General features: G+C 69.1%; 10 protein-coding genes. 4 read left to right on the top strand and 6 right to left on the bottom strand.

Going from position 1 to position 13,032, the window contains the following annotated elements; translation table 11 throughout:
* Window positions 1-99: 99 nt before the first annotated feature.
* The 3 genes from RHOSA_RS19985 to RHOSA_RS0102775 form a co-directional block, all read right to left on the bottom strand.
* Entirely contained in the window at window positions 100-1,446 is a 1,347-nt protein-coding gene (locus tag RHOSA_RS19985; protein ID WP_051431730.1) for an MFS transporter, read from the bottom strand.
* Between the two features lie 239 nt (window positions 1,447-1,685).
* On the bottom strand, window positions 1,686-2,342 hold the full coding sequence (locus RHOSA_RS23930) for a DUF2652 domain-containing protein (protein ID WP_169816584.1): 657 nt from the start codon (window positions 2,340-2,342) through the stop codon (window positions 1,686-1,688).
* 434 nt (window positions 2,343-2,776) lie between these two features.
* The gene (locus RHOSA_RS0102775; RefSeq protein ID WP_051431728.1) at window positions 2,777-3,406 is read right to left on the bottom strand and encodes a TlpA family protein disulfide reductase; all 630 of its coding nucleotides are present in this window, start codon (window positions 3,404-3,406) and stop codon (window positions 2,777-2,779) included.
* Window positions 3,407-3,534: 128 nt separating this feature from the next.
* Here RHOSA_RS0102775 and argH point away from each other — a divergent pair, with 128 nt between their 5' ends.
* The 4 genes from argH to RHOSA_RS19960 all read left to right on the top strand — a co-directional run bounded on the left by argH (window position 3,535) and on the right by RHOSA_RS19960 (window position 9,316).
* Window positions 3,535-4,902 carry an argininosuccinate lyase gene (argH, locus tag RHOSA_RS19975; RefSeq protein WP_051432405.1) on the top strand — a complete coding sequence of 456 codons (1,368 nt, stop codon included), beginning with the start codon at window positions 3,535-3,537 and terminating at the stop codon, window positions 4,900-4,902.
* The gene (locus RHOSA_RS19970; protein ID WP_037255597.1) at window positions 4,899-5,153 is read left to right on the top strand and encodes a hypothetical protein; all 255 of its coding nucleotides are present in this window, start codon (window positions 4,899-4,901) and stop codon (window positions 5,151-5,153) included. The genes argH and RHOSA_RS19970 overlap by 4 nt, the downstream gene beginning before the upstream one ends.
* Window positions 5,150-6,481 (top strand): diaminopimelate decarboxylase, encoded by a 1,332-nt coding sequence (gene lysA, locus RHOSA_RS19965; RefSeq protein ID WP_051431727.1) that lies wholly within the window; start codon window positions 5,150-5,152, stop codon window positions 6,479-6,481. Before RHOSA_RS19970 ends, lysA begins: the two co-directional genes overlap by 4 nt.
* A 132-nt stretch (window positions 6,482-6,613) precedes the next feature.
* Window positions 6,614-9,316, top strand: coding sequence for a TIGR02302 family protein (locus RHOSA_RS19960; RefSeq protein WP_051431726.1), 2,703 nt, complete (start codon window positions 6,614-6,616; stop codon window positions 9,314-9,316).
* Window positions 9,317-9,360: 44 nt separating this feature from the next.
* Here RHOSA_RS19960 and ftsY read toward each other — a convergent pair whose 3' ends face one another.
* From ftsY to dapF, 3 genes are read right to left on the bottom strand one after another with little or no spacing between them, the layout of a single operon-like run.
* Window positions 9,361-10,818, bottom strand: a complete 1,458-nt coding sequence (ftsY, locus tag RHOSA_RS25670) for a signal recognition particle-docking protein FtsY (RefSeq protein ID WP_242468729.1) — start codon at window positions 10,816-10,818, stop codon at window positions 9,361-9,363.
* The gene (gene mtaB / locus RHOSA_RS0102745; RefSeq protein ID WP_081728399.1) at window positions 10,796-12,136 is read right to left on the bottom strand and encodes a tRNA (N(6)-L-threonylcarbamoyladenosine(37)-C(2))-methylthiotransferase MtaB; all 1,341 of its coding nucleotides are present in this window, start codon (window positions 12,134-12,136) and stop codon (window positions 10,796-10,798) included. Before mtaB ends, ftsY begins: the two co-directional genes overlap by 23 nt.
* On the bottom strand, window positions 12,133-12,981 hold the full coding sequence (gene dapF, locus RHOSA_RS0102740) for a diaminopimelate epimerase (RefSeq protein WP_037255595.1): 849 nt from the start codon (window positions 12,979-12,981) through the stop codon (window positions 12,133-12,135). Before dapF ends, mtaB begins: the two co-directional genes overlap by 4 nt.
* Window positions 12,982-13,032 lie beyond the last annotated feature (51 nt).

Here is a 13,032-nt window from a genome sequence, read left to right as displayed (position 1 = left end):
TTTTCTTTCGTTAAGGTGGATTGCTGCGCCCGCGGCAATCCACCTTTTTCGTACCGGGGGGGTGGCTGCCCGTTGAGCGTTGCGGCACCCCGAGACGCGTCAGGCTTCCCGCACCGCTGGCGTCTCGTCGTCGTTTGCCGCGTCCATGGCCGCCGTCTCCGCACTCAGCACATCACCGGCCGTGACCCAATCCGTCTCCGCTTCCTCGGGCTGATGCTCGACAGCCTCCTCAGCGACCATCACGGCGGCGACCTGCGTGGCGGTCGACGACAGGCTGGCGTAGTGGCCCTGCTCCTCCAGCGGCTTGGCGGCGCGGCGGGTCATACGCCACAACGCGAAAACCCCAATCGCCAGATGCACCGCCGCCAGGAAGCCGAAGTAGGCGACCGGCCCCTGCAGATCCATCAGCAAGGCCACCGCCAGCGGGCCCAGCGTGGCGCCAACGCCGGTCACCAGATACAAGCGCCCGCTTGCCGCCGGCATCTGGGTCGGCGTCAGGTAATCGTTGGTGTGGCTCACGCAGAGCGCGTAGAGCGGCAGGGTCAAACCTCCGAGCACCGCCGCCAGCCCGATCGTGGCCGCGTTGGAGACGCCCATTCCCCAGCCCGCGGCAACCGCCGCCGCTGCCGCCGCGAGCGTCGTGACGGTCAGCACCAAACGCCGATCGAACCGGTCCGACAACACGCCGATCGGCGCCTGCGCCAGCATGCCGCCCAGGTAGATCGCCCCCATGAAGGCGGAAATCTCGGCGAGCGTGAACCCGGCCGCGCCGGCGTAGACCGCGCCCATGCCAAGCGCCGCCCCGTGCGCGATCCCGGTGCCGAAACACCCGACCACCCCCAGCGGGGACGCCCGATAGAGCTGTCTGACCCCAACCTTCTCCGGAACCTGGATGGCCGGCGCCGGCGTCGCGCTCAACAACAGCGGCACCAAGGACAGGGAGATCAGCACGCTGACCAACGCGAACAACTGGAAACGGGTCGGATCGTCCAGGTTCAGGAGCAGTTGGCCGGCCGCCGTGCCGCCCAGCATCACCACCATGTAGACGGCCAGCAGGCTGCCGCGCGTCTGGTTGGTCGCCCGGTCGTTCAGCCAGCTTTCCGCGACGATGAACAGGCCGGCGAAAGCGAAGCCGGTCAGCATGCGCACGACCGCCCAGGTCACCGGCTCGACGAATACGACGTGAACCAGTGTCGCGGTGGACGCGATCGACGCCAGCGCGGCAAATACACGGACATGGCCGACCTGCCCGATCATCCTCGGAACCAGCAGGCTCCCGGCCAGGAAACCAACGAAATACATCGACATGATGAGACCGGTCGCGCTGGTGTCGAACGCCTCCAGCCCCGCGCGCACGCCAAGCAGCGAGGTCTGCAAACCGCTGCCCAGCATCATCAGCGCAACGCCCAGGAACAGCGGCCAGGACGAACGGATCGCGATGAACATGGGCGGCGCACTCCAACAGCGCGAACCGACGGGCATGCAGATCTCGCAGGCCAGCCCGGACAGGCAGAAATCAGGTTTTCGGTTACGGGAGAGTCGACTTCGAAAGCGACACGACCCTCATGTAATGCGTCAGGCGTTAAACCCAGATGAATGTAGTACTGAATCGCCGTGACTGGTGCTAATTTGCCACAGCTCTTTTCGGCATCCGCCTTGCATATCCGCCTTGCAAACGATGCGGATCAGCCTCCCGAAGACCAGAGCGCGCGCAGATTGGTCGCCAGCTTGCTCAAGGTATCCCGCAGCCGACGCGCCCCGTCAGCCGTCTGCGGTAGGACCTCCGCACGCTCGAACGGGTAGCGTGTACAGGCGACCTCGCCCACGTCGGCACACCGTTCCACCGTCTCCTGCTGCTCCCCGCCGATGCCAGGTGCCAGCGCCCGGGCCGCGTGGGTGACCAGCACGTAGCGTGGCGTCCGGGCGGAGTTCTTGAGCAGCCGGTGGGTCACGATCACCGGCATGCCTGACAGTTCCGTGAACCGCCCCAACCGATAGGCAGTGACCGGCCCGCGGTGAACGACCGCCTTGATGTCCAGGTCGCCGATATGACGGCAGCAGTCGCACCGACAGAGGTTCGACCGCTCAAGTGCTTCCAGGCGGGCGTAGAACGCCCGGATCAGCGCGTCGACGGCCTGCGCCACCTCAGCCGGTGTCCGGGCGCTCGGCCCGTCCAGCGGGGCGTACAGGAGCACTGCATCGCCTTCGACCTTCGCCGCCGTCAGGGTCGGCGCCGCACCGGCGATCATCGCCTGCAAAAGCTCGGTCACGATGTGCTGGGCGTGCGCTTCCGCAAAGCGGCTCAAGTGCAGAAAGCGGGTATAGCCACTGATGTCCGGCATGACGAGCACGGTATCCCGCGTCGGTCCCGCCGGCGCCGTCCCACCCGGACCGCGCATGACCCGCAGCCGCCGCGCCCAACGCCAAGCGGTCTCGCCGTCCAGCGAGGGCCCACGGCGGCGTCCATATACGATAAGCCCGGCAGATACAGCGATCACCAGAACGAGGGTCAGAACCAAGACAGGCATAGTTGCGTCATTACGATAATGAAACGAATTGGCCCGCATGGTCCTCGACACGGCATGCCCCATCCCTCCGCATCCGAGCGAAAGGATCTGAGGAGCGCGGCACGACAGACGAACCACCGGCACCCGGCAAGGACATGCCAAGCACATCCGTGCGATTGGGTCAGCCTATCCCGCCCCGGCTACGAAACGGGAGAGGACCTGCCGCCGCACCTCTTATCCAGGGATGACGGACAGACCACGCGGCGCCTTCACCCGCCGGTCTCGATCACCCCGGCCTCACGGCCCTGGTCGATGTAGTGCTGCATCAGCGCGCGGGCGGCGTCGGAGTTCCAGTCGGCAGCACCTTCCAGGCCGCCGACCACCTGCCCCCGGGCGTTCAGCAGATAGGTGGTGGGCAGCCCGCGCAGGCCGAACGCCTGCGCCAAGGCGCCATCGCTGTCGAGGTAGATATCCAGGTCCCGGAGGTTCAGTTCCTCGCGCAGAAACGGCTCGACGGTGCTGAGCCCGCCACGTTCCTGACTGACCGCCAGCACCTGAAACGCCTCGCCGCCCAAAGCATGCTGCAGCCCGTCCAGGGTGGGCATCTCCTCCACGCAGGGCGCGCACCAAGTCGCCCAGAAATTCAGCAGCACGACCTGACCCTTGAAATCAGCCAGACGCACCGTTTCGCCGTCGCGCGTCTTGAAGGTCACCTCCGGGGCCGGGCGCGGCTGGTCCGGCATCTCGAAGCGGTCGGCGAACTGCCCCTTAAGCGGTGGCCCGTCCGCGCCCAACGCCGGCGCGCTCCACAGGGCCGCACCGGCGAGCAGGACCGCCAGGGCGAGTAAACGCGCGCTCCAACTGGACCTGCGCGCGGCAGCGGTCTTTCCTTGATGCATCGCTTTCGCTATCCCTTGCACCCATCATGACCCAGGCCGATCAGCATAACGCCGGCAACGGCAACGACAACGCGCGCCAAACAGGCGACGCGGCGACGCAACCGGGCGCGTCCAGCGCCGCCAACAGCATGTGGGGCGGTCGCTTCGCCGGCGGCCCGTCGGAGGCGATGGCGGCGATCAACCCGTCGATCGACTTCGACCGCCGCCTGTATGCCGAGGACATCCAGGCCTCGCGCGCCCACTGCCGCATGCTGATCGACCACGGCATCGTCTCGTCAACAGATGGGCAGGCGATCCTCGACGGTCTAGAGGCCGTGCAGCGGGAGATCGAGCAGGGCAGCTTCACGTTCAAGTCGGCGCTCGAAGACATTCACATGAACGTGGAGTCCCGTCTGAAGGAGTTGATCGGGGAGCCCGCCGGCCGCCTTCACACCGCCCGGTCGCGCAACGACCAGGTGGCCACCGACCTGCGCCTGTGGACCCGTGCGGCCGTTGACCGGCTGGACGGGCAGTTGCGCACCGTTCAAGCGGCGCTGATCGATCAGGCGGACGCCGGCGCGGACCTGGTGATGCCCGGCTACACCCACCTGCAGGCCGCCCAGCCGGTGACCTTCGGCCATCACATGCTGGCCTACGTCGAGATGTTCGGGCGCGACCGCGGACGCCTGGCGGACGCGCGCAAGCGGCTCAACGAATGCCCGCTGGGCGCGGCCGCGCTCGCCGGCACGTCATTCCCGATCGACCGTCACATGACCGCGCGCGAACTCGGCTTCGACCGGCCGACCGCGAATTCGATGGATTCGGTCGCCGACCGCGACTTCGCGCTGGAGGTGCTGTCCGCCGGCGCGACGCTGGCGATGCACCTGTCGCGTCTGTGCGAGGAACTGATCCTCTGGTGCAACGAGGGCTTCGCGTTCGTCGAGCTGTCGGACGCCTTCACCACCGGCAGCTCGATCATGCCGCAGAAGAAGAACCCCGACGGGGCGGAGCTGGTGCGCGCCAAGTCCGGCCGGGTGATCGGGTCCCTGATCACGCTGTTCACCGTGATGAAGGGCCTGCCGCTGACCTACGGCAAGGACATGCAGGAGGACAAGGAGCCGCTGTTCGACGCCTGCGACACGCTGGAGCTGTGCCTGGCCTGCACCGCCGGCATGATCCAGGACATGCAGCCGAACGCGGAGAACCTGCGCGCGGCGACCCAGAAGGGCTTCCTCACCGCGACCGACCTGGCCGACTGGCTGGTGCGCGTGCCCGGCATGCCGTTCCGAGATGCCCACCACGTGGTCGGCCGGCTGGTGAAGATCGCCGAGGACCGGGGCTGCGACCTGCCCGACCTGTCGTTGGACGAGATGCAGGCCGTCGACAGCCGGATCACCGACGACGTCTTCGGCGTGCTCACGGTCGACAAGGCCGCCGCCAGCCGCACCTCCCACGGCGGCACCGCGCCAGACAACGTGCGCGCCGCCGCCCAGGCCGCCAAGGAGCGCTTCCTGTGAGTGACCGCACCGCCCGCAACCGCATGACCGCAGACCGCGCCCCCCTGACCCGCCGCGCGCTGCTGACGACGCTGGCCGCCGCGCCGCTCGCCGCCTGCGGCATCCGCGGACCGAACAAAGCGCCCGAAAACGCCGATCCGGCCTATCCGCGACGCTACCCACCCACCGAAAGCGTGGTCCCGGAAAACCGGCGCGCACCCAACCCGCCCGAGCCTCAAGAAGGCGAGCCGGCCGAGCAGGACAGCCCATGACCCCCTTCACCTACAACGACCAGGGGCTGTGCGCCGAGAGCGTCCCGCTGGCCGAGATCGCCGAGCAGGTCGGCACGCCGGTCTACGTTTACTCCCAAAGCGCAATCGAGGCGGCCTACGACCGCTTCGCGAATGCGCTGACGGCCGAACTGGGGGCTGAGCGCACGCTGGTGTGCTACGCCATGAAGGCGAATTCCAACGTCGGCGTGCTGGCCGCGCTCGCCGCGCGGGGCGCGGGGGCGGACATCGTCAGCGAGGGCGAGTTGCTGCGCGCGCTGGCCGCCGGCATTCCCGCCAGCCGGATCGTCTACCCCGGTGTGGGCAAGACACGCCAGGAGATCGCCACAGCACTGCAAGCCGGCATCCACCAGTTCAACGCCGAATCCCTGCCGGAGTTGGAGCAGATCGATGCGGTCGCGCGGGAGATGGGCGTGCGCGCGCCGGTCGCGTTGCGCATCAACCCCAACGTCGACGCCCGCACCCACCATAAGATCACGACCGGCCGGGCGGAGGACAAGTTCGGCATCGACGCCGACGCGTTGCCGGAGGTAACCGAACGCCTGCGCCAGCTGGACGCGATCCAACTCACGGGTCTGGCCGTCCACATCGGTTCCCAGGTCACCGAGGAGGAACCGTTCCGCCAAGCCTACACCCGTATGGCGGAGTTGTACCGCTGGCTGCAGGACGAGGGCTGGCCGGTGTCGCGGATCGACCTCGGCGGCGGGCTCGGCATCGTCTACCGCAACGAGCCGGCCCCGGACGTCGAGGGCTATGCCCGTCTGGTCCGCGAAACGGTGGCGGAGACGACCGATGCGCAACTCACGTTCGAGCCGGGCCGGCATCTGGTCGGCAACGCAGGCGTGCTCGTCACCCGCACGCTCTATCTGAAACAGGGCCGGGTGCGTCCGATCCTGGTGGTCGACGCGGCAATGAACGACTTGATCCGTCCGGCGCTGTACGAAGCCTGGCACGACCTCAAGCCGGTCGCCCGGGAAGGGCGCGAGGACGAACTCGTGCAGATGGACGTGGTCGGCCCGGTCTGCGAATCCGCCGACACCTTCGCCCGAGCGCGTCCGTTACCGCCGCTCAAGGCCGGCGATCTGGTGGCGTTTTTCTCCGCCGGCGCCTATGGCGCGGTCATGGCCTCCGGCTACAATAGCAGGCTCCCGGTCCCCGAGGTGATGGTCCAGGGCGATCAGTTTGCCATCGTGCGGCGTCGCCCTACCTTCCAGGAAGTGCTGAGTACAGAGCAGGTGCCCGGCTGGTTGGGCCGCCCGGCGGATGTCGAGGCCGCCGACGCCACCGAAGACACCCGTAAGACCGGCTGAGCCCGCGGCACGCGCCGCGGACCCCGCGGGCCCAGCCGAACGTTTCTGGTCCAAAGGCGATGCACATCGCCATCGCGGGCGCGATCGCGTACGATGGCGACAGGCCCGGACCCGGGCGATAGGGAGGCCGCGATGGCGACGAACCGGCCCGACAGCAACGCACGCCGCCGCCGTGGCAGCGCGCGCACCTCGCAAAACAGCGATCACGATCGCGTGAGCGATCTGCTGCCCGGCCTGGGCTGGCGGCTCTCTGTTGCACGCCTGGCGGTCGCCTGGGAACGGATCTGGCCGCAGGTCTGGCCAGCCACCGCACTGCTCGCCCTGTTCCTGGCCGCCGGGCTGACCGGTGCGCTGCCCGCGCTCGGCTTCTGGCTGCATTCCCTCGCGCTGCTCGCCTTTGCCGTCGGGTTTGTCTGGCTGCTGCTGCGCGGCCTCCGGCGCATCCGGTTACCGAACACGGACGAGGCCCGCCGCCGGCTGGAGCGCGACAGCGGCTTCACGCATCGCCCGCTCGCCGGGCTGGACGACCAGCTCGCCACCGGTGGGGAAGATCCGGCCACCGCTGCCCTATGGCAGGCACACCTACACCGCCTGCGCGCGACCATCCGCCGGCTGCGGGTGAAGCCGCCACACGGCTCGCTCGCCAAGGTCGATCCCGTCGGGCTGCGCGCCGTGCCGGTGCTGCTGCTCGTGGTCGGGCTGGTCGTCGCCGGCGCGAACGCGCCGGAGCGCTTGGCGCGCGCGACCCTGCCCGCCTATCCGACCGCCGACGTGCCGGCTCCGCAGGTCGACGTCTGGATCGACCCGCCCGCCTACACCGGGCAAGCGCCGCGTTATCTCGCACCTGCGGGCGAGGACAAGGCCGCGCGCGTCAACCTGCCCGACGGCAGCCGTCTGCTGGCGCAGGTCTCCGGCGGCACCGGGGAGCCCGTGCTCGAACTGGGCGACCGCACGGTCCCACTCGAACGCGCGGCCGCGGGCGCCTGGAAGACGGAGATCGAGCTGTCGACCGCCGCCGGACCGGCGCTGGCGATCCGCCAGGACGAGGAAACGCTGGCCAGCTGGCAGCTGTCGATGACCCCCGACGCCGCCCCCCGCGTTCGCTTCAAGGAACCGCCGCAGGGCAGCGACCGCAACGCGCTGAAGGTGGCCTACCGCGCTACGGACGATTACGGCGTCGAGCGTGTGCGCCTGCGCCTGACCCGTCCGGCAGACGATCCGGCGGACAGCAGCGGGGACGCGGAGACTTCGGCGGACACCGCCGATGACCCCGGAAGCGAACAGACCCCGGAAGCGATCGCCATCGACCTGCCGCTCGCCGGTGGCGAACCGGGCACGGTGGAGAACACCAGCTACCACGATCTGACCGCGCACCCCTGGGCCGGAACCCAGGTCCAAGCGACCTTGCTCGCCGAAGATGCGCGCGGGCAGCAGGCAAGCAGTGAAGCCGTCCAGGTCACGCTGCCGCAGCGGACCTTCACCCATCCCGTGGCCAGACGCCTGGTCGAGCTGCGCCGGCAGCTGACCCTTAACCCCGACAAGCGCTATCCGGTGATCCGGGAATTGAATGGGATCGGCCAACGGCCCCGGCTGTTCAATGGCGACGTCGTGGTTTCGCTTGCGATCCGCACGGCGGAGCGGCGGCTGATCTACGACGATACGGATCGGGCCGTTGCCGAGGTGCAGGAGGTTCTCTGGGAGACGGCCCTGCGCCTGGAGGAAGGCGACCTGTCGATCGCCGAACGCGACCTGCGCCGGGCGCAGCAGGCGCTGGAAGAGGCGCTGAACGACCCCGAGGCGACGCAGGAAGAGCTGAATCGCCTGATGGATGAGCTGCAACAGGCGATGGACCGCTTCCTGCAAGCCATGACCGAGAAGATGCAGCGCCAGTTGGAACAGGGCGTACAGCCGCAGCAGATCCCGGAAAACGCGCAGATTCTGAACTCCCAGGATCTGCGCAACATGGTCGAGCGGATGCGCGAGATGACCGAAACCGGGGCCCGCGATGCGGCCAAGCAGATGCTCTCGCAATTGCAGAACATGCTGGAGAATCTGCGCAACGCCCAGCCGATGACCGGACAGCAGAGCCAACAGGCCCAGCAAGCGCAGGAGATGATGGAGAACATGCGCGCGCTTGCCGAGCGGCAGCGCGAACTGCTCGACCAGTCGTTCCGCATGCAGCAGCAACAGGGCCAACCCGGCCAGCAACAAGGCCAGGGCCAACAAGGCATGCGCATGCCGGGCGACCCCGGCCAACAAGGGATGCAGGGTCCACAGGGACAGCAGGGCCACCAGGGCCAAATGAATCAGGGGCAGCTGGGACAGGGCCGGCAGGACGGTCCCGGCGCCGCGGCCCGCCAGGAAGCGCTACGCCGCAGTTTGGGCCGGATGATGCGCGACCTGGCCAACCAGCTTGGCGAGATTCCAGGCCCGCTCGGCCGCGCGGAACAGGAGATGCGCGACGCAGCCCGCGCCCTGCAACAGGGGCAACCCGGTCAGGCGACCGGCCCGCAGCAGAACGCCCTGGACCAGCTGCAGCAGGGCATGCAGGCGATGCAGCAAGCCATGCAGCAGCAACAGGGCAACCAGCCTGGCCAGGGCACCGCACCGGCGATGGGCCAGCGCGGCCTCGCCCCGGGCCAGCAGCAGGACCCACTGGGCCGCAACCGCGAGGACGGCGGCCGCGCATCGAGTAACGAGGACGTCCAGATTCCCGAGGAGACGCAGTTGCAGCGCTCCCGCGAGATCCTGGACGAACTTCGCCAACGCTCCGGCGACCGCAGTCGCCCGGAGTTCGAGCGCAACTACATCGATCGTCTGCTGAACCGGTTCTGATTATCCCGGCTGCGGTGAAGCCGCCACGCCAATTGGCGCCGCGCTTATCCCTCCGGGTCGAGCCCCATCAGCGAGCGACCGAAGGCGCGGGCGGAGAAGGGGCGGAGGTCCTCGGCGGTTTCGCCGACGCCGATCGCATGCACCGGTAGGCCGTACTTCTCCGCCAGTGCCACCAACACGCCGCCGCGCGCGGAGCCGTCCAGCTTGGTCACCACCAGGCCGGTCACGTTGACCAGCTGCTTGAACGTCTCCACCTGGCTGAGCGCGTTCTGCCCGGTAGTAGCATCGAGCACCAGGACGACATCCTGCGGGGCGTCCGGGGCCAGCTTCTGGATCACCCGAACGACCTTCTGCAGCTCGGCCATCAGGTTGGACTTGTTGTGCAGCCGGCCGGCGGTATCGATCAGCAGCAGGTCGGCACCGTCCTTCTGCGCTTTCGCCACCGCGTCGTAGGCCAAGCCCGCCGCGTCGGCGCCGGTTTCCTTGGCAGTCACCGGACAGCCGGTGCGCTCGCCCCAGACCTGCAGCTGCTCGACCGCCGCCGCGCGGAAGGTATCGCCGGCGGCGAACTGCACCTTGTATCCCTGATCGGCATACTGCTTGCCGAGCTTGCCGATGGTCGTGGTCTTGCCGGAGCCATTGACGCCGACCACGAGCACGATGTGCGGCTTGGCCGCCGCTTTGACCTCCAGCGGATGGGCGACCGGGCTCAGGATTTCCGCGACATCCTCGGCGAGCGCGCCGCGCACCTCTTCCGGTCCGGCTTCCTTGGTGAAGCGCTCCTTGCGCAGGCCACTGGCCAGCTTGGCCGAGGTGCTGACGCCCAGGTCGGAGGCGATCAGCAGTTCTTCCAGCTCCTCCAGCGCTTCGTCGTCCAGCTTGCGCTTGGTGAAGATCGAGCCGATGCCGCCGCCGAGCTTGTTGGACGAGCGCCCCAGCCCATCACGCAGGCGCGAGACCCAACTCTTGCGCGCTTGCGCGTCCTGCGCCGCGCTCTGGCTGTCCTTGCCCGTCGGGGCCTCGGCCGTCGGCTGGGTCGATGGCGCGGCCGGCTGCGCTGGCGCCGTCGAAGCCGGTTGTGGTTCCGGAGCCGGCTGCGGTTCTGGAGCCGGCTGCGATTCTGGGGCCGGCGTTTCGGGCTGCGTTGGTGCCTCCGGCTGCCGTGCAACAGGCTCGGTGGGGGCAGCGCCGGAAGGTTGGGGCGCGGGCTGTTCGGGCGCCGAGGGCTGCGGCTCTGGCCTTGCCGGTGCGGACTCGGGCGCGGACGGGGCCGCGTAAGGTGAATCCGACGCCTGCCCACGCTCCGCCGCGCCAGTCCCCGGATCGGTTTCCTGGCCAGGGGTAGGCTTCGCCGGCGGCGGGAACCAGCCATAACGACGCTTCGGCGGCTTTTCCTTGGTCGGCTCAGCCTTGGCGGCGGTCGGCTCGGCCCCGGCGTCGCTGTCCTTGGGCGCGCCAGCGGCCTGCTCGTCCTGCTTCTTACGCTTGCGTCTCAGCCACAAGGCAACCTCCTTCGAGGTGTGTCACGCGCGCCTGCACGATCTGGCCGGCTTGACCTTCCCCCCCATCAGGACCGGCAATCACGCGCATCGGCGCGAACTGTTCGCTGCGACCTTTCATCCGGCCGTGCTCGTCGGCTTCCTCGAGGAGTACCGTCTCGACGCGGCCAACGCGGCTTTCCAGGAACGCCTGCGCGCGCCGCTCCCCGGCCTCGCGCAGGCGCCGCGCCCGGTCCTTGCGCTCGGCCTTGGAGACGGCCGGCATCTTCGCCGCCGGGGTGCCCGGCCGCTCGGAATAGGGGAAGACGTGCAGCCAGGTAAGGTCGAGCGTGTCCACGGCGTCCAGCGTGGTCTGGAAGCGTGCCGCGTCCTCGGTCGGGAAGCCGGCGATGATGTCCGCGCCGAACACCACGTCCGCACGGGCGGCACGGGCGCGTTCGACGCAGGCAAGCGCGTCGGCCAGCGAGTGCCGGCGCTTCATGCGCTTCAGGATCAGATCGTCGCCCGCCTGCAGGCTCAGGTGCAGGTGGCCCATCAGCCGCGGCTCGCTCTCCAGCAGACGAAAGACGTCGTCGTCCAGCTCGACCGGGTCGACGGAAGTCAGGCGCAGGCGCGGCAGCTCCGGCACCAGTTGCAACAGACGCCGGCACAACTGCCCCAGGGTCGGTCGGCCCGGCAGGTCCGGCCCGTAGCCGGTGATGTCGACGCCGGTGAGGACGACCTCGCGCACGCCGCCGGCGACCAGTTGGCGAACCTCCTGCACGATCTGCCCGATCGGGACCGAGCGGTTGTTGCCGCGCGCAAAGGGGATGATGCAGAAGGTGCAGCGGTGGTCGCAGCCCTGCTGAATCTGCACGAAGGCGCGGGTGCGCGCCTCGAACGACTGCACCAGGTGGGAGGCGGTCTCGCGCGCCTCCATGATATCCTCGACGACGATCCGGGCCGGCCGCTCGGGCGTGTAACTGTCGAGGCGCAGCTTCGCCTCGTTGCCCAGCACGCGGTCGACCTCGGGCATCTCGGCGAAGCTGTCGGGATGCAGTTGTGCCGCGCAGCCGGCGACCACGATCTTGGCGTCCGGGCGCTCGCGCTTGGCCCGGCGGATCGCCTGGCGCGCCTGGCGCTCCGCCTCGCCGGTCACGGCACAGGTATTGACGATCACCGCCTCGCCCAGGCCGGCGAGCCGCGCCTGGCGCAACATCACCTCGGACTCGTAGGCGTTGAGCCGGCAGCCGAAAGTCATCACCTGCGGGTCGGCCGCCGGCGCCTCGGGCGTCGCGTCCGTCGTCGCCGTCTCGGGCTTGTGTCGGGTGGCCGTGGTCATGCCGCCAGCATCCGTTCGTTGAGCGTGCCGGTGAAGCTCTCGGCAACCGGCCCGGTCATCAGCACGTGGCCGTCGTCCTGCCACTGGACCTCGAGGTCGCCGCCGTCGAGGCGTACGGTCGCCCGCCGCCCGGTCAGGCCACGGCGCACCGCGGCGACCAAGGTCGCGCAGGCGCCGGTGCCGCAGGCCTGGGTGATCCCCGCCCCGCGTTCCCAGACGCGCAGGCGGATCGTATCGGCATCCAGCAACTGCGCGGCCGAGATGTTGGCCCGCTCGGGAAACAGCGGATCGTGCTCCAGCTCCGGGCCGTAGGTGGCGAGCGCGACCGCCTCCGCATCGTCGACGAAGAAGACGGCATGCGGGTTGCCCATCGACACCCCGACCGCGTCCCGCAACGGCCCGCTTTGAAGCGGGAGATGGGCGGTATCGACCTCTCTGGAAAGCGGGATGTCCTGCCAGGCGGTGCGCGCCAGCCCCATGTCGACCATGATCCGCCGGGTTCCATCGGCGTCGGTGCCGACGTCCCAAGCGGTCAGCAGGCCGGCGGCGGTCTGCACCACGACTTCCCCGCCGCCCTGCTCGTCCAGCACGCGCGCGGCGACACAGCGGGTGGCATTGCCGCAGGCCTTGACCTCGCCGCCATCGCTGTTGCGGATGCGCATCAACAGATGGGCGCGCGGATCGGTTGCGGGCTCGAGCACGATCAACTGATCGCACCCGACGCCGGTACGCCGATCGGCGATCCGCCGAGCGGTGGCGTCGTCCAGCGCGAACGGCAGAGTCCGGGCGTCGACGACGACGAAGTCGTTGCCCAGCCCATGCATCTTGGTGAACGCGCGCTCCATGGCGCGGGTTATATGGCGCTCAGCGGTGGGTGTCCACCAGGGGGCGGAGGC

Source organism: Rhodovibrio salinarum DSM 9154, assembly GCF_000515255.1.
Classification (GTDB): Bacteria; Pseudomonadota; Alphaproteobacteria; order Kiloniellales; family Rhodovibrionaceae; genus Rhodovibrio; species Rhodovibrio salinarum.
This window is presented reverse-complemented; position numbering and strand designations above follow the sequence as displayed.

What these genes read in the sequence shown, in the direction of transcription:
- argH (WP_051432405.1), top strand. Translation starts at nt 3,535, where the DNA reads ATGTGGGGCGGTCGCTTCGCCGGCGGCCCGTCGGAGGCGATGGCGGCG.
- lysA (WP_051431727.1), top strand. Translation starts at nt 5,150, where the DNA reads ATGACCCCCTTCACCTACAACGACCAGGGGCTGTGCGCCGAGAGCGTC.
- mtaB (WP_081728399.1), bottom strand. Translation starts at nt 12,136, where the DNA reads ATGACCACGGCCACCCGACACAAGCCCGAGACGGCGACGACGGACGCG.
- RHOSA_RS0102775 (WP_051431728.1), bottom strand. Translation starts at nt 3,406, where the DNA reads ATGCATCAAGGAAAGACCGCTGCCGCGCGCAGGTCCAGTTGGAGCGCG.
- RHOSA_RS23930 (WP_169816584.1), bottom strand. Translation starts at nt 2,342, where the DNA reads ATGCCGGACATCAGTGGCTATACCCGCTTTCTGCACTTGAGCCGCTTT.
- dapF (WP_037255595.1), bottom strand. Translation starts at nt 12,981, where the DNA reads ATGGAGCGCGCGTTCACCAAGATGCATGGGCTGGGCAACGACTTCGTC.
- RHOSA_RS19960 (WP_051431726.1), top strand. Translation starts at nt 6,614, where the DNA reads ATGGCGACGAACCGGCCCGACAGCAACGCACGCCGCCGCCGTGGCAGC.
- RHOSA_RS19985 (WP_051431730.1), bottom strand. Translation starts at nt 1,446, where the DNA reads ATGTTCATCGCGATCCGTTCGTCCTGGCCGCTGTTCCTGGGCGTTGCG.